The 23,948-nt window shown below is 73.7% G+C and carries 22 protein-coding genes; 8 read left to right on the top strand and 14 right to left on the bottom strand.

Features of this window, described 5'->3' with window-relative positions; genetic code table 11:
- Positions 1–53: 53 nt before the first annotated feature.
- The 10 genes from ACF08D_RS00320 to sbnB all read right to left on the bottom strand — a co-directional run bounded on the left by ACF08D_RS00320 (position 54) and on the right by sbnB (position 11,056).
- Positions 54–761: a 2-hydroxychromene-2-carboxylate isomerase gene (locus ACF08D_RS00320; RefSeq protein ID WP_392220092.1), complete on the bottom strand. Its 708-nt coding sequence runs from the start codon at positions 759–761 to the stop codon at positions 54–56.
- Between the two features lie 56 nt (positions 762–817).
- Positions 818–1,564 carry a 3-oxoacyl-[acyl-carrier-protein] reductase gene (gene fabG, locus ACF08D_RS00315; protein WP_392220090.1) on the bottom strand — a complete coding sequence of 249 codons (747 nt, stop codon included), beginning with the start codon at positions 1,562–1,564 and terminating at the stop codon, positions 818–820.
- Positions 1,565–1,649: 85 nt separating this feature from the next.
- Positions 1,650–2,735 (bottom strand): beta-ketoacyl synthase N-terminal-like domain-containing protein, encoded by a 1,086-nt coding sequence (locus tag ACF08D_RS00310; protein WP_392220089.1) that lies wholly within the window; start codon positions 2,733–2,735, stop codon positions 1,650–1,652.
- Positions 2,735–3,970 (bottom strand): beta-ketoacyl-[acyl-carrier-protein] synthase family protein, encoded by a 1,236-nt coding sequence (locus tag ACF08D_RS00305; protein ID WP_392220087.1) that lies wholly within the window; start codon positions 3,968–3,970, stop codon positions 2,735–2,737. The genes ACF08D_RS00310 and ACF08D_RS00305 overlap by 1 nt, the downstream gene beginning before the upstream one ends.
- A 29-nt stretch (positions 3,971–3,999) precedes the next feature.
- Positions 4,000–4,275, bottom strand: a complete 276-nt coding sequence (locus tag ACF08D_RS00300) for an acyl carrier protein (protein ID WP_366129657.1) — start codon at positions 4,273–4,275, stop codon at positions 4,000–4,002.
- A gap of 66 nt (positions 4,276–4,341) precedes the next feature.
- A complete protein-coding gene (locus tag ACF08D_RS00295; RefSeq protein WP_392220085.1) occupies positions 4,342–5,307 on the bottom strand; it encodes a LysR family transcriptional regulator in 966 nt (321 codons plus the stop codon).
- 193 nt (positions 5,308–5,500) lie between these two features.
- Positions 5,501–6,232, bottom strand: coding sequence for a BTAD domain-containing putative transcriptional regulator (locus ACF08D_RS00290; RefSeq protein ID WP_392220083.1), 732 nt, complete (start codon positions 6,230–6,232; stop codon positions 5,501–5,503).
- A 297-nt stretch (positions 6,233–6,529) separates the two neighbouring features.
- Complete coding sequence (locus ACF08D_RS00285) at positions 6,530–8,755, bottom strand: MMPL family transporter (protein WP_392220082.1); 2,226 nt, start codon at positions 8,753–8,755, stop codon at positions 6,530–6,532.
- A gap of 246 nt (positions 8,756–9,001) precedes the next feature.
- A complete protein-coding gene (gene sbnA / locus ACF08D_RS00280; RefSeq protein WP_392220080.1) occupies positions 9,002–9,979 on the bottom strand; it encodes a 2,3-diaminopropionate biosynthesis protein SbnA in 978 nt (325 codons plus the stop codon).
- A 15-nt stretch (positions 9,980–9,994) separates the two neighbouring features.
- Positions 9,995–11,056: a 2,3-diaminopropionate biosynthesis protein SbnB gene (gene sbnB / locus ACF08D_RS00275; protein ID WP_392220079.1), complete on the bottom strand. Its 1,062-nt coding sequence runs from the start codon at positions 11,054–11,056 to the stop codon at positions 9,995–9,997.
- A gap of 310 nt (positions 11,057–11,366) precedes the next feature.
- Between sbnB and ACF08D_RS00270 the strand changes: the two genes are divergently transcribed.
- The 8 genes from ACF08D_RS00270 (at position 11,367) to ACF08D_RS00235 (ending at position 19,942) form a co-directional block, all read left to right on the top strand.
- On the top strand, positions 11,367–12,917 hold the full coding sequence (locus ACF08D_RS00270; protein WP_392220077.1) for a tryptophan halogenase family protein: 1,551 nt from the start codon (positions 11,367–11,369) through the stop codon (positions 12,915–12,917).
- Between the two features lie 39 nt (positions 12,918–12,956).
- Positions 12,957–14,342 (top strand): cation:proton antiporter, encoded by a 1,386-nt coding sequence (locus tag ACF08D_RS00265; protein WP_392220075.1) that lies wholly within the window; start codon positions 12,957–12,959, stop codon positions 14,340–14,342.
- The gene (locus tag ACF08D_RS00260; protein ID WP_392220074.1) at positions 14,339–14,878 is read left to right on the top strand and encodes a flavin reductase family protein; all 540 of its coding nucleotides are present in this window, start codon (positions 14,339–14,341) and stop codon (positions 14,876–14,878) included. Before ACF08D_RS00265 ends, ACF08D_RS00260 begins: the two co-directional genes overlap by 4 nt.
- Before the next feature lie 181 nt (positions 14,879–15,059).
- Positions 15,060–15,389: an ArsR/SmtB family transcription factor gene (locus ACF08D_RS00255; RefSeq protein WP_392220072.1), complete on the top strand. Its 330-nt coding sequence runs from the start codon at positions 15,060–15,062 to the stop codon at positions 15,387–15,389.
- Positions 15,386–15,619, top strand: a complete 234-nt coding sequence (locus tag ACF08D_RS00250; protein ID WP_392220070.1) for a hypothetical protein — start codon at positions 15,386–15,388, stop codon at positions 15,617–15,619. The genes ACF08D_RS00255 and ACF08D_RS00250 overlap by 4 nt, the downstream gene beginning before the upstream one ends.
- Positions 15,616–16,548 carry a sensor domain-containing protein gene (locus tag ACF08D_RS00245; protein WP_392220069.1) on the top strand — a complete coding sequence of 311 codons (933 nt, stop codon included), beginning with the start codon at positions 15,616–15,618 and terminating at the stop codon, positions 16,546–16,548. Before ACF08D_RS00250 ends, ACF08D_RS00245 begins: the two co-directional genes overlap by 4 nt.
- A complete protein-coding gene (locus tag ACF08D_RS00240) occupies positions 16,545–17,381 on the top strand; it encodes an ABC transporter ATP-binding protein (RefSeq protein WP_392220067.1) in 837 nt (278 codons plus the stop codon). The genes ACF08D_RS00245 and ACF08D_RS00240 overlap by 4 nt, the downstream gene beginning before the upstream one ends.
- Positions 17,381–19,942 carry an FtsX-like permease family protein gene (locus ACF08D_RS00235; protein WP_392220066.1) on the top strand — a complete coding sequence of 854 codons (2,562 nt, stop codon included), beginning with the start codon at positions 17,381–17,383 and terminating at the stop codon, positions 19,940–19,942. The genes ACF08D_RS00240 and ACF08D_RS00235 overlap by 1 nt, the downstream gene beginning before the upstream one ends.
- Positions 19,943–20,010: 68 nt before the next feature.
- Here ACF08D_RS00235 and ACF08D_RS00230 read toward each other — a convergent pair whose 3' ends face one another.
- From ACF08D_RS00230 to ACF08D_RS00215, 4 genes are all read right to left on the bottom strand, one after another.
- The gene (locus ACF08D_RS00230) at positions 20,011–20,961 is read right to left on the bottom strand and encodes an ArsR/SmtB family transcription factor (protein ID WP_392220064.1); all 951 of its coding nucleotides are present in this window, start codon (positions 20,959–20,961) and stop codon (positions 20,011–20,013) included.
- 77 nt (positions 20,962–21,038) lie between these two features.
- Positions 21,039–21,980, bottom strand: coding sequence for an ATP-binding cassette domain-containing protein (locus ACF08D_RS00225; protein WP_392221170.1), 942 nt, complete (start codon positions 21,978–21,980; stop codon positions 21,039–21,041).
- A 19-nt stretch (positions 21,981–21,999) separates the two neighbouring features.
- Positions 22,000–22,218, bottom strand: a complete 219-nt coding sequence (locus tag ACF08D_RS00220; RefSeq protein ID WP_392220063.1) for an MbtH family protein — start codon at positions 22,216–22,218, stop codon at positions 22,000–22,002.
- 122 nt (positions 22,219–22,340) lie between these two features.
- On the bottom strand, positions 22,341–23,900 hold the full coding sequence (locus ACF08D_RS00215) for an amino acid adenylation domain-containing protein (RefSeq protein WP_392220062.1): 1,560 nt from the start codon (positions 23,898–23,900) through the stop codon (positions 22,341–22,343).
- Positions 23,901–23,948: the final 48 nt, after the last annotated feature.

The raw sequence follows: 23,948 nt of genomic DNA, 5'->3' as shown, positions 1-23,948 counted from the left end.
ACTGACGCCGGCCGGGCCCGGTGCCACGGGCCCGGCGGGGCGTCGGCCGTGCGTCAGCCGCAGCCGCCGGCGTGCCCGTCGTCCGCCGACCGGCCGAGGCCGACCGGGCCCACGAGCGGCTCGGGCACGGAGGCGGCGGGCAGCGCCTTGGCGCGCAGGTGCGCGACGAAGTCGCCGAGCCGGTCCAGGCCCCAGAAGCGGGTGTAGCCGTGGACGAGGAACGGCACCCCGAAGGCCCCGTCCCGGCAGACGCCGAGCAGGGCGCGGACCCCCTCGGCGCGCAGCGCGGGGTCGTCGCTCGCGTCGGCGAGCCGCCGGGAGTCGAGGCCGAGCTCGGTGCCGATGCCGGCGATGGTGGCGCGGTCGCAGATGTCGCGGCCCTCGCCGAAGCGGGCCCGGTAGCAGGCGGCGATGTAGTCGTGGCCGCGGCCCTCGCGGGCGGCGGCGAGGTAGCCGAGGTGGGGCACCTCCCACACCGGGTGGCGGTCGACGGGCCAGGTCACCGTGATGCCTCTGGCCTTGGTGAGCCGGCCGACGTCCTGGAGGACGTACCGGTTCTTCTCGCGCGACATCTCGGAGTAGGGGAAGTCGCCGCCCTGTTCGGCGAGCAGCCGGGCGCTCTCGGCGTCCGGTTCGAAGAACGGCACCCAGTCGAGGACGTCCACCAGATCGGAGTGACGGTCCGTCAGTTCCTGGTACGCCAGCCAGCTGTAGGGGCTGCGCAGGGAGAAGTAGAAGCGCGGTGTGGTGTTCTTGGGCATGGTGGTGTGTCCCGTTGGTCGGGTGGGGGCGGGGTCCCTGGGCGCGCGGCGGCGGGTCAGACGACGAGGCCGCCGTCGACGCCGAAGACCTGGCCGGTGATGTAGGAGGCGCGGTCGGAGGCGAGGAAGGCGACCAGGTCGGCGACCTCCTCGGGCCTGCCGAGGCGGCCGAGCGGGATGCGCTCGGTCATCCGGGCGACGTGGTCGCCGGTGAGGCCGGAGAGCATGTCGGTCTCGATGAAGCCGGGGGCCACGGCGTTGGCGCGGATGCCGTAGCGGCCGGACTCCTTGGCCAGGGCCTTGGTGAAGCCGATGATCCCGGCCTTGGTGGCCGAGTAGTTGGTCTGGGTGGCGTTGCCGTGGACGCCGGCGACGGAGGACATCGTGATCACGGAGCCGGCGCGGCGCTTCATCATGGCGAAGACGGCGGCCTTGCAGACGTTGTACGTGCCGTCGAGGTTGACCCGCAGCACCGCGTCCCAGTCCGCCTCCGGCAGCATCACGAGCGGGTTGTCCCGGACGATCCCGGCGCAGGACACCACCGTGCGCAGCGGTCCGAGCGCGCTCTCGGTGCCGCGGACGAAGTCGCGTACGGCGTCGTGGCCGGACACGTCGACCTGTGCCGTGTGCACCCGGGCCCCGGCGGCGGTGGCCTCCTCGGCCACCGCGTCGGCGGCCTCCTTGTTGGACTGGTAGCAGAAGGCCACGTCGTAACCGTCCCGGGCGAGCCGGGTCACCACATGGCGGCCGATGCCGCGGGAGCCTCCGGTCACCAGGGCGACGGGGCGGTCGTGTGCGGACATGCTGGTGTCTCCTCGTCGAGGGGTGCTCGCCGGGCGCGGCCCGGCGCGGTGGGTGCCGTCCGGCCGGGGCGCGCGGCGGGGCCGCTCAGGCGCCGGACAGCAGGGCGCAGCCGACGGTGCCGTCGCGCTCGACGCCGGTGACCAGGGCCGCTTCGCCGGGGGCGAGCCCGGTGTCGCCGGCGGCTGCCAGGACGGCGGCCAGCTGGAGGCTGGTGGAGGCGGCGGAGGTGTCGCCGAGCAGGGGGCGGCAGCGGATCCAGCGGGGCGGGGTGGCGCCGAGCGCGTCGGTGATGCCGCCCTCCTCCAGGGCGGCCGGTTCGCCGCCGGCGCCGAGCGGCGCGACCAGGCGGACGTCCTCGGCGGCGACGCCGGTGGTCTTCAGGGCGTCGCGGATGCAGGCGGCCAGCGCCGCGCGGGCCTCCGTCCGTTCCCCGTACGCCCGGAAGCGGGTCGTGCGGACCCGGGCGAGGGGCGTCCGCCCGGCGGTCCGGGCGTCCTCGGGCGTCTCCAGCAGGAACACCGCGCTGCCCTCGCCGAGCGGTGCCGCCCGCTCCTCGTCGGGGCGGCCGTGCCACTCCAGCCAGGCCCGCTGGGTGGAGTACTCCTCGGCGGCTCCGCACAGCACCCGGGCGCAGTGCCCGCCGGCGTGCAGCCGCACCGCGTAGCTCAGCGCGAGCAGTCCGGTGAGCCAGCCGCCGGCGACGGTGGTGTTGGGGCCCTTGATGCCGTGCCAGATGGCGCTCGACCCGGCCGCCCGGTTCATCACGGTGTTGGGGAAGCGGGCGGGATCGACGTGGTAGGGGCGTTCACCGGCGAGGGAGTCGCGGGTGAAGTCCATGATGCTCTGGACGCTTCCGGAGCCGGTGCCCAGGACGAGGGCGGTCTCCTCGGGCCGCCGCACCGGTTCCCCGTCGCAGGAGGCCAGCAGCCGGCCGACCGCGGTGACGGCGAGGGCGGTCACCCGGTCCATGGTCCGGGTGCCCTTCCGGCCGACGTACTCGGCGGCGGTGAAGTCCGGGACCAGGCCGCCCCGGTCGAAGGGGCCGGGGTGCTCGGTGCGGTCCAGCGCGCGGACGGCGCCGCGTCCGCCGGTGATCCCCTCGGCGAAGGGCGCGCTGCCGACCCCGTACGGGGAGACCGCCGACCAGGCGGTCAGGACCAGTGGGGACATCACCGCACCTCCCGGTACCGGCCGAGGATCAGCACGGCGTTGTTGCCCGCGAAGGCGAGCGCGTTGTTCTGGACGACGTTCAGTTCGGCGGGCCGCGCCTCGTTGGGGACGCAGTCGAGGCCGCACTCCGGGTCGGTCTCCCGGTGGTTGATGGTGGGCGGGATGAAGCCCTCGGTGAGGGCCAGCGCGCAGGCGGCCGAGGCGAGGGCGCTGGCCGCGCCCATGGAGTGCCCGATCATCGACTTGATGGAGATGGTGGGCGGGGGTTCGGCGAAGACCTGCCGGATGGCTCCGGCCTCGGTCACGTCGTTGGCGTGGGTGCCGGTGCCGTGGGCCGAGATGAAGTCGATGTCCTCGGGCTTCACGCCGGCGTTGCGGTGGGCGACCTCCATGCAGCGGGCGAGGCTGGCCCGGTCGGGGGCGACCGGGTGGTGGGCGTCGCAGTTGAGCCCGTACCCGAGCACCTCGGCGTAGATCCGGGCGCCGCGGGCGAGGGCCGAGTCCAGGCTCTCCATCAGCAGGATGCCGGCGCCCTCCCCGGTGAGGATGCCCTTGCGGTCCTTGTCGAAGGGCTGGCACACCTCGGGGGCGATCGTGCCCAGCCGGTAGAAGCCGGCGAAGGTCTTGCGGCACACGGCGTCGGCGCCGCCGCTGAGCGCCACCTCGACCTCGCCGCCCCGGATGGCGTCGAACCCGCTGCCGATGGCGTAGTTGCCGGCCGCGCAGGCGGTGGGGATGGTGAGCGCCTCGACGTCGGTGAGGCCCAGCTCCCGCACGATGCCGGTGGACAGGCGGCCCGCCTGCGCCCGGCGCACCACACCGGGCGGCAGGTGCTCGGGTCCCTGGCCGAGCTGCACGCCGACCAGGGCGTCCAGGTCGCGGGACTCGGCGTCGGTGGTGCCGACGGAGACCAGCGCCCGGCGCTCCCTCAGCTCCTCCACGCTCAGCCCGGCGTCGGCCACCGCCATCCGGGCCGCGGCGACGGAGAACTGGGTGGCCCGGCCCAGCTCGTCCGGGTCGATCCGGTGGATCCACTCGGCCGGGTCGAAGTCGTCCACCTCGCACCCGTTGGCGTGGGCGAACCCGGTCGTGTCGAAGGCGGTGATCGGCTTGACCCCGCTGCGCCCGGACCGCAGTCCGTCCAGGAAGGCCGGGACGCCGAGCCCGATGCTGCTGACGGTGCCCAGTCCGGTGATCACCACTCGGCGCGGCGGCCGCTGATCGCTGTCGTACACCTTGCGCTCCCGTCGTCCGGTGCCGATGCCTAGTGGGAGGCCGCCTTGGCCGCCACGGCTTCGTCGACGACGGTCACCACGCCCTCCAGGTTGACCATCCGGGCCAGTTCGGCCTGGTCGATGTCGATCCCGAAGGCGCGCTCGAGCTGGGAGAGGATCTCGATGGCGCCCATCGAGTCCGCCTCGTGGTCCTCCTTGAACCTGCTGGTGTCGGTCATCTCGTCCGCGTCGATCTCGAGGATGTCGCAGATGATTTCCTTGATCGTGGCACGGCCGTCGGCGTCCACGCGGTTCGCTGTCGTCATGCGGACGATGCTGGCGAACGCGCCTGACAGCGGGCTGATGGCCGGCTGATGACCCGCTGACAGTGCTCAGGCGGGTTCGAGGTAGCGGAACAACTCGGGGAATTCGGAGGGGTGTTCCCGCATCCAGGCCCAGTAGCGGGGGATGGTCCGGGCGTACGCGCAGTAGTAGCGGCGGACCGTCTCCACCAGCCGGGCCACGGTGGCGCGGGCGACGGAGCCGCTGCGCCAGACCATCACCATCTCGGTGCTCTCGGTGCCGGTGATCGGCACCAGGGACACGTCGCTGGTGGCGCCGGTGGGGGTGGTCAGGGCGGCCGCGTGGGCGTCCCGTACCCAGGTCATCGCCTCGTGGTGGCCGTCCACGTAGTGGAGCACCTCGGCCTCGGCGCGCGGGAAGCGGGTGAACAGCTGCTTCTCGATGGGGTGGAACCAGTGGTCGCGGGCGTAGCGCACCCAGGGCAGGGCGGCGAGGTCCGGTGGCTCCAGGGCCGGTTCACGGGAGAGCGGATGGCCCCGGGGCACGGCGAGCCAGACCGGCTCGCGGACGATGACGGCGGTGTCGAGGGCCGGCCCGGCCGCGTCGTCCGGCTCGACGAGCGAGGGACAGGGCACGAGCGCCGCACTGAGCCAGCCCCGCCGCACCGCGTCGAGGGCGGCGGCGGGGCTGAGGGTCTCGGTCTGCACCTCGGTGGCGGGCAGCGAGGACTGCAGGGCGCTGTGCAGGGACGGCGGCGTCCATTCCGAATTGCCGAACCGGAAGACCGTCGAGGCATGGGCCGCCGCCTCGACGATCACGAGGTCGGCCCGCTGGACGAGTTCGGTGAGCATCGGGACGAGCCGTTCGCCCACCGAGGTGCGGACGACTCCGGCGGAGGAGCGGACGAAAAGCCGCGCACCCACGGCCTTTTCAATGCGTTTCAGTTGGGCGGTGAGACTGGATTGCGGGACGCTCAGCTCGGCGGCCGCTTTGGAGATACTGCCGACCCGGTCTATCACCGTGACAATTCTGGCATGCCTTAACTCGATGTTCACATATGCCCCCGTGACGCCCGAAAAGTAAACGTGCGACACCCCGGCACCGTAAATGCCGAGGCGGTCCACACGCTAACAGGACGCCCCCACCACGTCCACCATACGGGTCCGCACAAAGGTTTCACAAGGTTTGCCCGGAATGAATGGACCGTGAACGAGGAGCCAGGAAAATACCGGTCGGCAGGATCTCCTTTCAGCGCCCGGCGGGGAGCAATACCTGACGGGGTTCCCCGAGGATTTCGTCCTGGGTGAGAATCGCCTGGTACGCCCGGTGCAGCCCGCGCCCCGGTTCCAGGCCGAGGTCGTCGGCCAGCCGGCGGCGGGCGCCGTGGAAGACCTCCAGCGCCTCGGCCTGCCGGCCGTCGCGGTAGAGCGCGAGCATCAGCAGTTCACTGAGCCGTTCCCGGCCCGAGTGCTCCACGGCGAGCTGGCGCAGCTCGGCCAGCGGGACGCGTTCCGCGGCGACCCGCAGGCGGGCCGCCGTCAGGTCCTCGTACGCGGTGATCCGGCGCTCCTCCAGGTGCGCGGCCCGCACCCGGCACCGCAGGCCGTCGCAGGTGTCGAGCAGGGCGGGTCCCCGCCACAGCGCGAGCGCCGCCTCCAGGCGGACGATCGCCTCCACCGGGTCGGTGTGGACGAGCTGGGCCCCGGTGTCGGCCTCCTCGGTGAAGCGGTGGGCGTCGACGACCCGGGCGGGGACGTCGAGGAGGTAGCCGCTGCCGACGGTCCGGACGAGCGTGTCGCCGTCCCGGCCCGTCGCGGTTCTCAGGAATTTTCTCAGGCGGGTGACATTGGCCTGGAGCGCGTTGCGCGCGTTGCTCATCGAGCGGTCCGCCCAGAGTTCGTCGACCATCTGGTCGAAGAGGACCGGAGTCCCGGGAGACAGTGCCAGCAGCGTCAATACGACACTCGCCCGCTTTGACACCAAGGTGTACCGTTCGCGGCCTTGCGTGAGGTTGAGCGATCCCAGCAGATTGATCTCCACGGCGTGAATACCCCCATAGCTATCGGCAGCCGCTGGAAATTCTGCCCAGTATTGCTCGAACAAAGGAAATACCATCTCGCCGGTGTTCGCCGGGCGGGATGGTATGACCGGGGGGAGGAGGCGCCGAACCGGCGGGGGATCCGGTCCGGCGCCCGTCTGTGGGGCCGGCGGCCGGCGCGGGCCGCCACCGGGTGGTGGCGGGCCGGCGCGGACGGGCCGCCGGGGAGGGGCGGGTGGCTAGCGGTACCGGGCCGCCGGGGCGGTGGCCGCCGCCGGGGCCCCGCCGCCGGGCGCGACGGCCTGGGTGCGCCGCGTCCTGCGCGAGGGCCACCAGCTGGCCTCGCCCAGCAGGATGAGGGCCGAGGGCAGGATCATCACCCGGATGATGAAGGCGTCCAGCAGCACCGCGACCGCCAGGCTGAAGCCGATCTGCTTCATCTCCGCGAGGTGCAGGAACATGAAGCTGGCGAAGACGGTGACCATGACGACGGCCGCGCTGGTCACGACCTTGGCCGACTTCTCGATGCCGTCCAGGACCGCCTCGCGGGTGGACAGCCCCTCCATCGCCGCCTCCTTGATCCGGCTGACCACGAAGACCTGGTAGTCCATCGAGAGGCCGAAGAGGATCACGAAGAGGAAGAGCGGCACCCGTGAGCCGATGGCGCTGGTGGCGCTCGCGTCGAAGCCGAAGAGCGTGGTCGCCAGGCCCCACTGGAAGAAGACGACGACCAGGCCGAAGGCGGCGCCGACGGACAGCAGGTTGAGCACCACGCCCACCAGGCCGATGATCACCGAGCCGAAGACCAGCACCGTCATCAGGAAGGTCAGCAGCAGCAGGAAGCCGACGACCAGGGGCAGTTTGTCGCTCTGGTGGGCCAGATAGTCGACGTCCACCGCGACGGGGCCGTCCACGCCGTACTCGGCGCCCTGGACCTTCCCGAGCGTCTGCGGCAGGTACTCGCCGCGCAGGTGTTCCAGCGAGCCGGTCGCCTCGGGGGAGCTGAGGCGGTGCGGCACGGCCAGGGTCATCACGCTGACCCGTCCGTCCTCCGAGGTCCGCACGGCCGGCGGGTTCTTGGAGAACATGGGGTCGGCCTTGGCCCGCTCGGCGAGGGCGTCGAGGGCCGTGGCCACCTCGCCCCGCTGCTCCGCGTCCGCCCGGACGACCACCCAGTGCTCGGAACGGCGGTCCGGGAAGGCGTCGTTGAGCTTGTCGTAGGTCCGCATCTCGGGGATCGCCCGGGAGTGGGTGTCCTTGTTGAGGACGCGCAGCTCCATGCCGAGCGCGGGCAGCGCCAGGCCGACCATCACCAGGGTGGAGACGATCAGGGTGGCCGCCGGGTGCTTGCGCGCCGGATTCAGCAGCGCGGTGAAGATCCGGCCGGTGCGCTCGGGGTGCCGCTCGCGCAGCCGCTTGCCGCGGGCCGCGGCGCGGGCGGCGCGGCGGTCGGACCGGCGGCCGATGACGACCAGCAGGCCGGGCAGGACGGTCACCGAGCTGACCATGGCGACGAAGACCACGAGGATGGTGGAGGTGGCCAGCGAGGAGAAGATGATGTCGGTGGCCAGGAACAGGGTGGCGCTGGAGACGATCACGGCGAGGCCGGAGACCACGATGGCGCGTCCCGCGGTGGCGGCGGCGATGCCGACGAGCGCCTCGGGGCTGAGGGAGCCGGCCGCCCGGTCCCGTTCCTCGCGCTCCCGTTTGAGGTAGAAGAGCGTGTAGTCGACGCCGACCGCCATGCCGATGAGCAGGATGACGTTCATGCCGACGCCCGCGTCGGGGATCAGGTGCGAGACGACCATGGACAGGCCGACCGCGGCGGCGATCGAGGAGAGCGCGAGCAGCAGCGGGACGCCGACCATCACCAGCGAGCCGAAGACGATCAGCAGGGTGACCAGGGTGACCGGGAAGGTGATCATCTCGGTCTGGGCCAGGTCGTCGCTGCGCTGCTTGTTGAGGCCCTTGCTCACGGAGGCGTCGCCGGTCTCCTCGACGAGGAGGTCGGGGTGGGCCTTCTGCACGGCGGCCGTCTGCTCCAGCAGCGGGTCGACGTGCTCCATGGCCTCGCGCTTGACGCCCTTCATGGTCACTTCGACCATGAGCATCCGCCCGTTGTCCGAGAGGACCGGGGGCTCGACCTCCAGGACCTCGGGGAGCTTCTCCATCCGCGCGGTCAGGTCTTGGGCGGCGGCGCGGGCCCCGGCCTCGTCCAGGGTGCCCGTGGTGGCGCTGAACATGATCTGCTCGGTCGGCCTGCGCTCCAGGCCGGCGTCGGTGGCGATGGCCTCGGCGCGGCCGGACTCGCCCACCCGGTAGTCCTTGGCGACCGCGCTGTTGGTGCCGACCGCGACGCCCACGGCGAGACACAGGGCGACGAAGGCGAACCACGCGGCGATCGCACGCCCCGGGTGTAAGGCGCTCCAGCTCGCCACCCTCACGGTGATCGGCTGCTTCTTCACTGTCCCAGCTCCTTCAGGGTCGTCATGACCGCCCAACGGGTGTAAGTCGAAGATGACAGGTGACGGTGCGATGCGTCAACCGTAAGACCGTACGGTGGCCGGATCCGCACCGTGCCGCTCCCGGCTCCCGGGCACCGGGGCGGCACGGCGCGGCGGCACAGCGGCACGGCCCCCGTCCCGGGTGGCGGACGGGGGCCGTGCGGGCCGTGCGGGCGGTACGGGCCGTACGGGGGGCGGGGCGGGCGGTCACGGGGCGCGGAGCGCGTCCCGGTCCAGGGCGCGGGAGCCGTAGATGTCACTGACCCAGTTGGTCTGGTAGACGGAGTCCAGATACCGCTCCCCCAGGTCCGGCGAGATCGCCACCGCGGTGGCCCGCCCGTCCGGGCGGTGCTCCGCCAGCCAGCCCGACGCCCCGGCGATGACCGTCCCGGTGGAGCCGCCGAACAGGAACCCGGCCGTCGCCAGCCGGTGGGCCGCGCGGATCGCCTCCACCTCCGGCACGTGCACCACGTCGTCCACGAACGACTCGTCGAGCAGCTGGGGCCGCACGCCCGCCCCGAGACCGGGGATCATCCGCAGCCCGGGCGGCCCGCCGAAGGTGACCGAGCCGACCGAGTCGACGGCCACCACCGTGACCGGGCGGCCCGACTCCTTGAAGTACCGGGCGCAGCCCATCAGCGTGCCCGTGGTGCCCGCGCCGACGAACAGCACGTCGAGGCCCGGGAAGTGCGACGCGATGGCGGGTGCCGTCGTCCGGTAGTGCGCCAGCCAGTTGTACGGATTGGCGTGCTGGTTCAGCCACAGGTGGCGGTCGTCGGAGGCGCAGAGCTGGCGCACGTGGTCCAGCCGGGCGCCCAGGAAACCGGTCTCCGGGTGGGGCTCGGTGACGATGTGCACCTGGGCGCCCATCGCCTCCATCAGCCGCCGGGTGACCAGGTTGCAGCGGGTGTCCGTGACGCACAGGAAGCGGTAACCCTTGTCCGCCGCGATCATGCTCAGGGCGACCCCGAGATTGCCGGACGAGGACTCCACGATCACGGAGTCACGGGTGAGGACGCCTCGGGACTCGGCGTCGGCGATCATCGACGCCGCCGCCTTCAGCTTGATGGAGCCGGCGAAGTTGAAGCCCTCGCACTTCAGGTACAGCGAGGTGTCGAGGGCCGGCCGGAGGTCCACATAGAGGTCGTCCACATGGAAGTCCTCCGGCGCGGAGATCACGGGCACTGCGACCACCCCGTCTCAGGTACGGCGGCCGGCCTCGCCGGCGCGCCCGTAGCGGTCGGTCTCGTGGAAGAAGCCCTCCACGACGTGCAGGTCCCCGGCCGCGCGCACCGTGTCGTACACATGCTTGCCGACGGCCAGGTCGAGCACGCCCAGCCCGAACGGCGAGAAGACCACGGGCCGGTCGGCGGGCATCCGGAGCCGGCCGGCCAGCACGTCGTGGAGCGTCCCGTCGATGAAGTCCCGGCCACCGGTGAGCTGCTCGGTCAGGTGCGGGGAGGTGTCGGCCTTCAGGCAGTGCTCGACGTCGTCGACCACGTTCGCCGAGGCGAGCAGCACCTCGGGGGCGAGGTCGCGCAGGGAGACGTTGAGGACCAGCGGGTTGTGCGTGAACCAGCCGGGGTCGGTGACGTGCGGGGCAGCGGCGACCGTCGCGAACACCACCAGGTCCGAGGAGCGCACCAGGTCCTCGGCCCGCTCGTGGACGGTGATCCGGCCGCCCGCGCCGCTGCCCTCCAGGTACGCGCGGAAGCCCGCGGCGTGCTCGGCGGACAGGTCGTGCACGCCCACCTCGTCGAAGTCCCAGCCGGTGCGGGTGAGATAGGTGTGGATGTGCCGGGCGATGAGCCCGGTCCCGACGAAGCCCACCCGGGCCGGCCGGGTGCGGTCGCGGGAGAGCCGGTCGGCGGCCAGCGCCGCCGACGCGGCGGTGCGGGCGGCGCTGATGATGGAGCTCTCCAGGCAGGCGAACGGGTAGCCGGTGTCGTAGTCGTTGAGCACCAGCACGGCCGAGGCCCGCGGGACGCCGCGCTCCACGTTCTGCGGGAAGCTGGAGATCCACTTCAGCCCCTCGACCCGGGTGCCGCCGCCGATCGAGGCGGGCAGCGCGATGATGCGTGCGGAGGGCCGGTCGGGGAAACGGAGGAAGTACGAGGGCGGGTTGACCGTGTCGCCCTCGCCGTGCACCCGGTACGCCGCCTCGACGATGTCGACGGTGCCCTTCTCGTTGCCGGACAGCACGCGGTCCACCTGGGCGCCGGGGATCACGGCGAACGGCGGGACATGGACTTGCTGTGTCATGCACGACTCCATTGCTGTAGGCGGGCGACCCGTTGCCACCCGGGGCGGGGCGCCGTGGGGCACGGCGCCCCGCCACCCTTCGCGCGGCCATGCTGCCGCCCGGCGCTGACACAGTGCTGACGTCGCGTCAATGGCTGCGACGGCCTGCGATTTTCGTTCGACACTTAATGATCTGGGCCCGTCTTCCCGGGCTGCCTAGGGTTCTTTCCCGGTGGCGCCACCCCGGAATGCATCCCGGCACGGCGCCGCCACGACCGGACATCCGGCCTTTCGGAACCGGAACTCGTGGAGCTACCGACGGGAGTAATCAGTGCTCAACAACGTAGTGATCGTGGGCGGCGGGACGGCGGGCTGGATGACGGCCTCGTACCTCAAGGCCGCATTCGGTGAGCGCATCGACATCACCCTGGTGGAATCCGGTCACATCGGCGCCGTCGGCGTCGGCGAGGCCACCTTCAGCGACATCCGCCATTTCTTCGAGTTCCTCGGACTCAAGGAGAAGGACTGGATGCCGGCCTGCAACGCCACCTACAAGCTGGCGGTCCGCTTCGAGAACTGGCGGGAGAAGGGCCACTACTTCTACCACCCCTTCGAGCAGATGCGGTCGGTCAACGGCTTCCCGCTCACCGACTGGTGGCTGAAGCAGGGGCCCACGGACCGCTTCGACAAGGACTGCTTCGTGATGGCGTCGGTCATCGACGCCGGGCTGAGCCCGCGCCACCGGGACGGCACGCTCATCGACCAGCCCTTCGACGAGGGCGCGGACGAGATGCAGGGCCTGACCATGTCCGAGCACCAGGGCAAGACGCAGTTCCCCTACGCGTACCAGTTCGAGGCCGCACTGCTGGCCAAATACCTGACGGCGTACGCGGTGGAGCGCGGCGTCCGGCACATCGTGGACGACGTCCGCGAGGTCTCCCTCGACGACCGCGGCTGGATCAGCGGGGTGCGCACCGCCGAGCACGGCGACCTCACCGGTGACCTGTTCATCGACTGCACCGGCTTCCGGGGCGTGCTGCTGAACCAGGCCCTGGAGGAGCCGTTCATCTCCTACCAGGACACCCTTCCCAACGACAGCGCGGTCGCCCTCCAGGTGCCGATGGACATGGAGCGCCGGGGCATCCTGCCGTGCACCACGGCCACCGCCCAGGACGCCGGGTGGATATGGACCATTCCGCTGACGGGCCGGGTCGGCACCGGTTACGTGTACGCGAAGGACTACCTCTCCCCCGAGGACGCCGAGCGCACCCTGCGGGAATTCGTCGGGCCGGCCGCCGCCGACGTCGAGGCCAATCACATCCGTATGCGCATCGGCCGCAGCCGCAATTCCTGGGTGAAGAACTGCGTCGCCATCGGGCTGTCCAGCGGATTCGTGGAGCCGCTGGAGTCCACCGGAATCTTCTTCATCCACCACGCCATCGAGCAGCTCGCCAAGAACTTCCCGGGCGAGGACTGGAACCCGGTGCACCGGGACGTCTACAACAACGCCGTCTCCCATGTCATGGACGGCGTACGGGAATTCCTGGTGCTGCATTACGTGGCGGCCAAGCGGAACGACACGCAGTACTGGCGGGACACCAAGACCCGGGCGATTCCGGACTCCCTCGCCGAGCGCATCGAGAAGTGGAAGGTCCAGCTGCCCGACTCCGAGTCGGTCTACCCGTACTACCACGGCCTGCCGCCGTACTCGTACATGTGCATCCTGCTCGGGATGGGCGGCATCGACCTGAAGCCGTCCCCGGCGCTGTCCCTGGCCGACCCGGGCGCGGCGGAGCGGGAGTTCGCGCAGATCCGGGAGAAGACGGAGCGGCTGACCCAGGTGCTGCCCAAGGCGTACGAGTACTTCACCAACCTCGGCTGACCTCCCCCCACGGGCCGATCGGGAAGGACCCCCCACACCATGGACGCCCTGGACCTCCTGCGGTGGGCCGCGCACGCGGTGGCGGCGCTCGCGGCCGTCCTGCTGCTGGCCGCCGCGGGCCGGTCGGCCGCCCGGAGGCTGCGCCAGCCGGAGGTCGTCGGAGAGGTCACGGTGGGCCTGCTGGCCGGGCCCGCCGTGGTCGCGCTGTTCGGCGGCGCCGTGCTCGACGCGCTGCTGCCGGGCCCGGTGTTCCGGCTGCTCACCCTGGCCGGTGAGGCCGGTCTGGTGCTGTTCCTGGTCGGCCTCGCCCACAAGCTGCGCCTCGGCCCCGACCGGCCGCCGCGCCGCGCGATGGCGTGGGTGACCGCCGGCTCCCTGGTGCCGCCGCTGCTCACCGGGGTGCTGCTGACCGGGTGGGTGCTGCTCACCGGGGACACGGCGGCGCGCGGCACCGCCCCGCTGCCGGCCTTCGTGCTGATGGTCGCCGTCTCCCTGTCCATCACCGCCGTGCCGGTGATGGCCCGGATCCTCACCGACCGGGGCATGGGCGCGTCGGCGGCCGGCCGGCTGGCGCTGGCGTCCGCCATCGTGATCGACGCGGCCGGGTGGCTGCTGCTCACCGCGGCGGTCGCGCTCGGCGCGGGTGATCCCGCCGGGGCGCTCGGTACGGCGCGGGCGCTGCTGGTCGGTGCGGTGGGCGCACTGGCCGTCCGGTTCGGGCTGCGCACCCGGGCGGCGCGCGGGCTGTGCGCCCGGTTGCCGCGCACCGCGGCGGTCGCGCTCGGCGCCGCCGCGCTGGCCGTGGCGCTGGCCATGGAGCACCTGGGCATGACCGCCATCCTGGGCGCCGCCCTGGTCGGGCTCGCCGTCCCGGGCGACGAACGGGCGCCCTGGGCCGGGGCGGTGGCCTCGGTCGCCCGGACCGGCCGCGCTCTGGCGCCCGCGTTCTTCGTGGTCACCGGCGTCACCGTGCTGACCGGCGCGTTCGCCTCGGCGTCCGGGTGGCTGATCGGGGTGACCGTGCTGCTGGGCTGTGCCGGCAAGGTCCTCGGCGGGTACGCGGGGGCCCGGCTCGGGGGCCTGACGCGCCCCGAGGCGGGCCGGGTCGGGGCGCTGATGAACACCCGGGGCCTGACCGAGCTGATCGTGCTCCAGACGGGGCTGAGCGCCGGCATCCTCTCCGGGCCGCTGGTGCTGGCCCTGGTGGTGATGGCCCTGGTGACGACCGCGATGACCGGCCCGCTGCTGAACGTGCTCGACCGCCGCGACCGCCGCCGGGCCGGACCGCCCGCCCCGGCGCGCCCGGCACCCCCGGCACCGACGGCTCGGACGGCACTCCCGGCACCGGCGGCCGGGCCGGCGCTCCCCCGGCAGCGCTCCGGCCGCGACAAGCTTCCCGTCGAGACAGAAAGCGGTACGCGATGACCGACCCCGCGATACGGACCACGACCCCGACCGCCGTGCCGGTGCCCGCCCCGGCCACCCCCGACGGCTTCCGCGCCATGATGAGCGGCTTCCCCACCGGTGTGGGCGTCGTGACCACCACCGACCATCGCGGCGCGCCGCGCGGGATGACCTGCTCCTCGGTGTGCAGCGTGTCGCTGGAGCCGCCCACCCTGCTGGTGTGCCTGCGCGACGGCAGCCCGACGCTGGACGCGGTGCTGCGGAGCGGGGTGTTCGCGGTCAACCTGCTGCACGAGGGCGCCCGGGAGGCGGCCGAGCTGTTCGCCTCGGGCGATCCGCGCCGGTTCGACCTGGTGCCGTGGGAGCAGGACCCGGACATGGCGGGCCCGCACCTGTCCCGGGACGCGCACACCGTGGCCGACTGTGACGTGGTGCTGACGCAGAAGCTCGGCAGCCATGTCGTCGTGTGCGGCGCGGTGCGCCACATCGCGGAGCGGCACTCCCGCCCCCCGCTGCTCTACGGGCTGCGCCAGTTCCGTGCCTGGTCCGCCATGTGAGCGCCGGGGCGCCCTTTCTGACGTGGCGTCACCAAGAGGTCCGGTCCCCGCCCGGGGGCCGGACCTCGCCGTGTCGCGCCCCGGCGAGGAGCGAGGGAGATATGCCGTCCTGACGTTTGACAGGCTTCTCAGGCATGTGTCAGTCTCGACTTACATGCTTCCGGGTGAGAGGGCGTGGACCATGACGAGCGAGGAGCTGCTGGCCGTGCTCGCCGCCGTGGGCCACGCGCAGCGCCTCCGGGTCATCGCGGAGATCTCCGGCGGCCGGATGTACGTGAGCGAGCTGGCCCGCCGTCTCGGCATGTCCCGGCCCCTGCTCTACATGCACCTGGAGCGGCTGGAGAAGGCCGGCCTGGTGGTCGGGACGCTGGAGCTGTCGACGACCGGCAAGGCGCTGAAGTACTTCGAACTGGCGCCGTTCGACCTCCGGGTGAACGCGGAGACGATAGCCGCGGCCGTGGCGGCGGACGCGGAAGGCTCAGTCAGTGACGTGAAGGGAACCCCCGCATGACCGGCGCCGTCATCACGATCGCCATCATCCTGATCATCGCCGGTGGCAGCACCCTGAGTGTGGTCGCCTACTTCCGGCTCCAGCGCCACCGTGCCGACGCCGTCGCCATGGCCTCGTACCGCAGACTCGCGGAGGAGGCGAGCGCCGGACACGCGGCCCTGCACCAGCAGTTGGGCGCGCTCGACGAGCGGCTCAAGGCGATCGAGACGCTGCTGCGGAGCGTGGGATGAGCGCCCCGGAGGCCACTCCCGGCGCCCCACCCCGCCCGGCGGCCCCGGACGGCGACCCCGACCGCACCCACGGCTCCCATACCGGCACCGGTCACCAGGACACCGGCACCGAGCGCGTCCCCTCACTGCTCCGCCGGGTGTCGGCCGCGCTGCTCCCCGCCCGCCGGCTGCCGCGCCACGGCAACCCGGCGCGGATGCTGCTGTCCGCCACGCCCTGGCGCGCCACCGGCTACCTGCTGGGGTACGCGGTCACCGGCCCGGTGTTCTTCGCCGTGGCCACCGCCGCCGTCCTGGCCGGCGCCGCCCTGGGCCAGCTCACCGTCACCCTCGCCCTGACCGTCGGTTCGGTGTGGGTGGTCCGGTGCTGCGCCCAGGTCGAGCGCGGCCGGGCCGTCCTGGTCGACGCGCCCGTCCCGTACCGCTATCAGGACGTCACCGAACCGGGCCTCGCCGGGCACCTGAAGGCCCGCTGGACCGACCCCGCCTTCTACCGCGACTGCTGCTACCTGATCCTGCTCCACCCCTTCCTGCTGCTCCTGGACGCGCTGGTGCTCGCCGTCTGGCTGCCCCTGCTCGCCGGGGCGGCGCTGCCGCTGTGGTTCTGGACCGTCGACTCCCGCCGGGCGGACGGCACCCTCACCGCCGGCGTACGGCTCGGGCGGTCGGACGGGTCGGGGCCCGGCGTCTGGATCGACACCTGGCCGGCCGCCCTGGCCGCCTCGGCCGTCTTCCTCGCCCTGGCCGCGTACGTCTCGTACGCCGTGGTCGCCGCCGCCCGGCTCCATCTGACCGTCGCCCACGGCCTCCTGCGCCCCCCGCCCGACCCGCTCGCCGCCGCCAGGCAGGTGCTCGCCGGGCCGGGCCCGCTCTCCTCCACCACGCCCCGCCCGGTCGCCGGGCCCACCGCACACGAAGGACACCGCTCATGAACGGTCCGATCCCGCAGGGACGCCCGGCGTACGAAGGCCCCGCCGACCCCGGCGGCTACGAGGTCGTCCGGCTCGACTCCGTACGCAAGGTCTACGGCGGCTCCAAGAACCAGGTCGCCGCCCTCGACGGCGTCACCATCGGCTTACCCCGCGGCAGTTTCACCGCCGTGATGGGCCCCTCCGGCTCCGGCAAGAGCACCTTCCTGCACTGCGCCGCCGGGCTCGACCGGCCCACCTCGGGCCGGGTGCTGCTCGACGGGACCGACCTCGCCCCGCTGGGCGAGAAGGAGCTGACCAAGCTGCGCCGGGAGCGCATCGGCTTCATCTTCCAGGCGTTCAACCTGCTGCCGGCGCTGAACGTCGTCGACAACGTCACGCTGCCGCTGCGCCTCGCCGGCCGGCGGCCCAAGCGGGCGGAGGTCGACGAGGTGATCGAGCGCGTCGGCCTCTCGGCCCGCCGCGGCAACCGGCCCGGCGAGCTGTCCGGCGGCCAGCAGCAGCGCGTCGCCATCGCCCGGGCGCTCATCACCAAGCCGGCCGTGATCTTCGGTGACGAGCCGACCGGCGCCCTCGACACCTACACCGCCCGCGAGGTGCTGACCCTGCTGCGCGAGGCGGTGCGCTGGGCGGGGCAGACCATCGTGATGGTCACCCACGACCCGATGGCCGCCGCGCACGCGGACCGGGTGCTGTTCCTGGCCGACGGACGGATCGTCAGCGCCCTGGACCGGCCCACCGCCGACCAGGTCGCCGAGCGGATGACCCACCTGGGCGCCTGGGGCAATGAGCCCGCCGCCCCGGGCACCCCCGCCCAGGGCCGGGGGGCGCGCTGATGTTCCGGCTCGCGCTCAAGACCCTGCGGTTCCACAAGGGCGGCTTCATCGCGACGTTCATCGCGCTGTTCTTCGGCGCCGCGATCGTCGTCGGCTGCGGCGGCCTCTTCGAGACCGGGCTGCACCGGGCCGCCCCGCCCGAGCGGCTGGCCGCCGCCCAGGTCGTCGTCACCGGCGACCAGCGCTACCCCGGCACCCGGCGCGACATGTTCCCCGAGCGCATCCGCGTCGACACCGCCCTGGCGGCCCGGATCGAGGCCGTGCCGGGCGTCACCCGCGCCGTGCCGGACGTCTCCTTCCCGGCCGCCGTCCTGGCCGGCGGGCGGCCCGGCGCACAGCTGACCGGCCACGGCTGGTCGTCCGCCGCCCTGGCCCCGTACCGGATCGACGAGGGCAGGGCACCGGCGGCCGGCGAGATCGCGGTGGACGCCCGCTTCGCCCGCGAGCACGGTGTACGCGTCGGCCAGGACCTGCGCCTGGCGGTACGCGGCGAGGCCGCCGCCCACCGCGTCAGCGCCCTGGTCTCGGGCCCCGGCGGCGGCGAGGCGGCGACGGTCTTCCTGCCCGACACGGAGGCGGCCGAGGCCACCGGCCGGCCCGGTCTCGCGGACTCCCTCGGGGTGTTCACCGAGCCCGGCACCCCCCTCGGGCCCGTCGAGCGGGCCGTGAAGGAGGCGGTGGGCGACGGACCGGTCCAGGTCCTGACCGGCGACGAACGGGGCTGGGCGGAGAACCCGGACGTCATCGCCGAGGGCAGCAAACTCGTCACCCTGGCCTCGGTGTTCGGCGGCCTGTCCGCCGCCGTCACCGTCTTCGTCGTCTCCAGCACGGTCGGCCTCTCGCTCAACCAGCGGCAGCGCGAGTCCGCGCTGCTGCGGGCCATCGGCGCCACCCCGGCCCAGCTGCGGCGGATGGTGCTGGGCGAGACCCTGTTCATCGCCGTGTTCGCCACCGCGCTGGCCTGCTTCCCCGGTCCGGCGATCGGCCGGTGGCTGCTGGACGCCTTCGCGGGCGCCGGGGTCGTCCCCGAGACCATCGCCTTCCGCGCCGGCCTCGTGCCCATGGCGGTCGGCGTCGCCACGGCGCTGCTCACCGCGCTCGGCGCGGCGTTCCTCGGCGCCCGGGCCGCGACCCGTACCCGGCCCACCGAGGCGCTGGCCGAGGCCACGCTCCAGCAGCGCTGGTTCTCCACGCCCCGGCTGGTGTTCGCGCTGCTCTTCCTGGGCGGCGGGACCGCGCTGGCGCTGGTCACCGCGAACATGGCCGGGCCCTCGGCGGGCAGTACGGCCACCCCGGCGGCGATGCTGTGGACGGCGGGCTTCGGCCTGCTCGGCCCCGGCCTGGCCAAGGCGATCACCGCGGTGCTGCGCGGTCCGCTGCGGGCCCTCACCGGGCTGGCCGGCTCGCTGGCGTCGCTCAACGCCAAGGCCCGCACCAGCCGGTTCGCGGGCGCGGTGATGCCGGTGATGCTGGCGAGCGGACTGGCCATCTCACTGATCTACCTCCAGACCACCCAGTCCAGCGGCGCGGAGCGGGCGTTCGAGGAGAACCTCCGCGCCGACCTCGTCGTCACCTCCGCCAGTGGCGGCCTGCCCCTGGAGCTGGTCGACACCGTCGCCCGGCAGCCCGGCGTCGAGGCCGCCTCGGCCCAGGTCTCCACCCTCGGCTACATCGACCCGCCCGCCCCCGCGCGCCCCGCCCCCGGCGACGAGGGCGACGAGCCCGACGAGCCGGAGCCCACCGAGGTGCCGCTGCAGGGCGTCACCCCCGCCGGGCTGGAGAGCACCACCGCCTTCCGCGCCGCCGAGGGCGACCTCACCCGGCTGACCGGCGACACCGTCGCCCTGCCGACCGCGTTCGCCGAGGCGTCCGGGCACACGCTCGGCGACAAGGTGCCCATGCGGCTGGGCGACGGCACCGCGGTCGAACTCACCCTGGTCGCCACGGTCGACGGGCGGCGCGGCTACGAGACCGCGCTGCTGCCCGCCGCCCTCCTGGTGCCGCACACCGACACCGGGCTGCTGCCGCAGATCCTGGTGAAGGCGGAGCCGGGGGCGGACCGCGCCGAACTCGCCGGGACGCTGTCCGCCCTGGCCGCCGGCCACCCCGGGCTGCGGGTCGCCGACCGGGCCGCGCTCGCCGTGGTGCAGGCGGAGGCCGACGACACCCAGACCTGGATGTCGTACCTGCTGCTCGGCATGGTCGTGGGCTACGCGACCATCGCGCTGGTCAACACCCAGGTGATCTCGGTGACCGAGCGGCGGCGGGAGTTCATGCTCCAGCGGCTCATCGGCTCCACCCGCCGCCAGGTGCTCCAGATGATGACGGTCGAGGCGCTCCTGGTGGCCGTCGCGGGCATCGTGCTCGGCGTCCTGGTGGCGGCGCTCACCCTCGTACCGCTGAGCATCAGCGTGCTGGGCTCACCGGTCCCGGACGGCTCGCCGTGGATCCTGGCCGGGGTGGTCGGCGCCGCGCTGGCCCTGACCCTCGCCACCACCCTGCTGTCGGCCCGGCTGGTCCTGCGCGGCAAGCCCGGCGAGATGGCGGGTGTACGGGAGTAGCGCCGGCCGCGCACGACGAGAGCCCCGGTACGCTGCCCGTACCGGGGCTCCCGTGCGGTGACGTGCGGTCAGGAGGCGCGCCGCTGCTGCGGCAGGGACTCCAGCGGCGACGGCGTCCGGCCGTGCCGGCGGACCGCGCCCTGGGCCGGGAGCGACCGGAGGACCCGCCCGTCGAGCAGCGCCACGCCCAGCGGGGTCACCGTGTGCAGCACGGTGTTGCGGATGCGCCGGGTGGTGATCAGGCCGGTCTCGCGCAGCACGGCGGTGTGCTGGCTCGCCCCCGCCGCGGAGATCCCGAGCTGGTCGGCGAGCTGGCTGGTGGTGCAGGTGGCGCGCAGGACGCGCAGCGCGGCGGCCCGGGTCTGCCCCACCAGCGCGCCGAGCGACTGCTCCCGGTTGTCGGGCTCCTCCCAGAGCACCGCGGCGCGCGCCGCGTCGGGCGGCGCGGCGAAGGCCAGCACGGGCTGGCCGTTCTCCGCCGCGGCGGGCAGCAGCCGGGCGGGCCGGTGGCTGAGGAACACCGACGGCGTCAGGATCAGGCCCCGGCCGCCGAGGTGGACGTCCTCGTCGGGCCCGCCCGGGATCTCCAGGACCGGGGAGCGCCAGGTCGTCCGGGGGTGCAGGGTGGCCAGGAGCTGCTCCACTCCCCCGGCCATCACGATCCGCCCGCGCGCCTCGCACTCGGCCTCCAGGTGGGCGCGGAGCCGGTCCCAGTAGGGGGCGACCGCCCCGCGCCACACCTCCGCCAGCTCGGCGGACCGGGTGGCCGTGCCGCCGTCGCCGGGGCCGCCTGCGCGGGCGACGAGGAGGTCCGGGTCGAGGGCGGCGCCGCCCTGCCCCGGGGGGCCGGACGCCCAGCGGGGCAGCCGCTTGGTGACCTGGCGCCGCCAGCGGGCGTAGGGCGCGCCGACGCCCCGGCCGAGGAGCCCGGCGGCGAAGGCGGTCTCGACGAGCGGCCCCGCCGTGGGGCGGAGCCGCGTTCTCGCGAAGTCGGCGGCGGCGAAGTGGATTCTCTGCATGGTGGCCCCCGTAGTCCCGCGGCCGGCCGCGGGATGAGAAAAAGAAGGAAGACGCGCGAGAGGCGGCCCGGGACGTCTCAGGCCGAGCGGCCGGTGAGGGAGACGAAGACGTCGTCGAGCGTCGGCCTGCGCAGCGCGAAGTCGGCGACCGCCACCTCGTCCCGCCGCAGCGCGGCGGCGGCGGTGGCGATGGCGTCCATGCTGTCCGTGCCCTCGCCGACGGCGAGGGAGACGACGCAGGTGCCCGGGTCCGCCACGGGCTCGCCGGCGCTCGCGCGCCGCAGCGCCGTCACCGCGGCCGGGACGTCCTCGGGGCGGGCGACCGCGATCTCCAGCCGCTCCTCGCCGACCTTGCGCTTGAGCTGGTCGGGTGTGCCGTCGGCGATCACCCGGCCGGTGTCCACCACCACGATCCGGTCGGCCAGGTGGTCGGCCTCCTCCAGGTACTGGGTGGTGAGCAGCACCGTGACGCCGTCGGTGACGAGTTCGCGCACCGCGGACCACAGCGCCATCCGGCTCACCGGGTCGAGTCCGGTGGTGGGTTCGTCGAGGAAGAGCACCGAGGGGCGGGCGACCAGGCAGGCGGCCAGGTCGAGGCGGCGGCGCATGCCGCCGGAGTAGGTCCGCACAGGCCGGTCGCCCGCGCCCGTCAGATCGAAGCGGTCGAGCAGCTCCGCCGCCCGCCGCCGTGCGGCACGCCTGCCCAGGTGCAGCAGCGTGCCGATCAGCGCCAGGTTCTCGCGCCCGGTGAGGAGTTCGTCCACCGCCGCGTACTGGCCGGCCAGGCCGATGCGGCGGCGCACCTCGCGCGGCTCGCGCACCACGTCGTGGCCGGCGACCTCGGCGCGTCCGCCGTCCGGGACGAGCAGGGTCGCCAGGGTGCGGACCGTGGTGGTCTTGCCGGCCCCGTTGGGGCCGAGCAGGCCGAGCACGGTACCGGCCGGCACGGCGAGGTCCACCCCGCGCAGCGCCTGGGTGCCCCGGTAGTCCTTGCGCAGCCCCTCGGCCCGGATCGCCATGTCCACGGGCGGGGTTCCCTCAGGAGGCCCGCGGGGCGGTGGCCTCGCGCAGGCTCAGGGGACGCATGTCCGTCCAGTTCTCCTCGACGTACGCGAGGGCCGCCTCGCGCGTGCTCTCGTCGAGGGCGACGGTCCAGCCGTCCGGGCGCGGGGCGAAGGCCGGCCACAGGGAGTGCTGGCCCTCGCCGTTCACGAGTACGAGGAACGTTCCGTCCTGGTCGTCAAAGGGGTTCGACACGTTGCCCACTCACTCCCGTATCCGAGTCGTCCGCCGGACCCGTCGTGTGCCCGGCGCGTCGTCATGCTCTCGGAGTCCGCTGACACGCCACTGACCGTCCTCTGATGCGCGGGGGCGCGCCGCTATCCGGCCGTGCCCTCCAGCAGCCGGCGGGTGGCGGCGAGGTCGCACTTGCCGTTGGAGTTGAAGACGATCTCCGGTACGACGTGCACCTCGTGGGGGACGAGGCCCGAGGGCAGCGCCCCGGTGAGCGCGGTGCGCAGCGCGCCGGCCAGGGCGGCGGCGTCGGTGCGGTGCGGGTCGGCCGGGCGGACGAAGAGCTCCAGGCTGTCGACGGGGCCGCGGACCAGGTCGAAGGCGGCGTCCGCGACACCGGGGACGGCCAGGACGTGGTGGCGCAGCTCGCCCAGCTCGACGCGGTACCCGTTGACCTTCCACTGGTCGTCGCGGCGCCCGAGGTGGAGCAGCCGCCCCTCGGGGAGCAGTTCGGCCAGGTCGCCGGTGCGGTACGCGGGGCCGGGCGCCCCGCCGAGTTCGCGTTCGTCGAGGAACCGGCCGCCCGTGCCGCCGAGGTAGCCGGCGGCGACGGCGCGCCCGGCGATCACCAGCTCGCCGGGGCGGCCGGGCGGCAGCGGGCGCAGGTCGTCGTCCACCAAGTAGGCGCGGGTGTTCCAGGCGGGGGTGCCGATGGGCACGGTGGGCGTGCCCGGCAGGGAGGCGCGGTCGAAGAGGTGGGCGCAGCAGCCGATGGTGGTCTCGGTGGGGCCGTAGTGGTTGACGAGCCGTACGCCGTCGAGGCGGGGGCCCAGCGCGGTGATCAGCGCGGGGTCGAGCGCCTCGCCGCCGAACATCAGCAGCCGGGTGGTGCGGTGGTAGCGGGGCGGTTCGGCGAGCGCCTCGAAGAAGCGGGCGTGGGACGGGGTGAGCTTGACGAAGGTGTACGGGTCGGCCTCCGCCCCGAACAGGGTGGCCTGGTCCCACAGTCCGGGCACGGTCACCACCCGCGCGCCCTGTGCGAGGGGCACCCACAGGGACGTCATGGCCAGGTCGTAGCCGAGGCTGGCGAACAGCGGGCTGCCGCTGCCGCCCGCGCCGACCAGCTCCCCGCACCAGGCCACGTAGTTGGCGAGGGAGGCGTGCGGCACCATGACGCCCTTGGGCGTGCCGGTGGAGCCGGAGGTGAACACCACGTACGCGATGTCCTCGCCGCGCGGCAGGGGCGGCTCCGGCGGGACGGGGGCGCCGGCGAGGTCGGCCGCGTCGATCACGGGCAGGTCGGCGGCGGGGAGCCGGCCGGCCGCGGGCCCGTCGTGGACGAGCGCGGCGGGCGCGGCGCCGGCGAGCACCGTGGCGACCCGCTCGGCGGGGTGGGTGGGGTCGAGGGGCACGTAGGCGGCGCGCAGGGACATCACCGCGAGGGCGGCGGCGATCACCCCCGGGGTGCGGTCGGCCCAGAGGGCGACGCGGTCGCCGGGGCCGACCCCGGCCTCCGCCAGGACGCCGGCGGTGACGCGGGCCCGGTGCCACAGCTCCCGGTAGGTCCAGCTCGTGCGGCCGGACCGGACGGCCTCGGCGTCGGGGCGCAGGCGTGCGTGCGCCCGGACGAGGCGCACCACCGAGTCGGCCCGGATGTCGCGCACCTCGCCGGACAGCATGCCGGTGTGCGCCGCTGACGTGACCATCGCTGCTCCTGTTGTGGGCTGTGGGGGGCCGGGGCGCGGGCGCCGGGC

This window comes from Streptomyces sp. NPDC015131 (assembly GCF_043079975.1).
Taxonomy (GTDB): Bacteria; Actinomycetota; Actinomycetes; order Streptomycetales; family Streptomycetaceae; genus Streptomyces.
The sequence above is the reverse complement of the archived record's forward strand: the minus strand, read 5'-3'. Positions and strand labels throughout refer to the sequence as shown.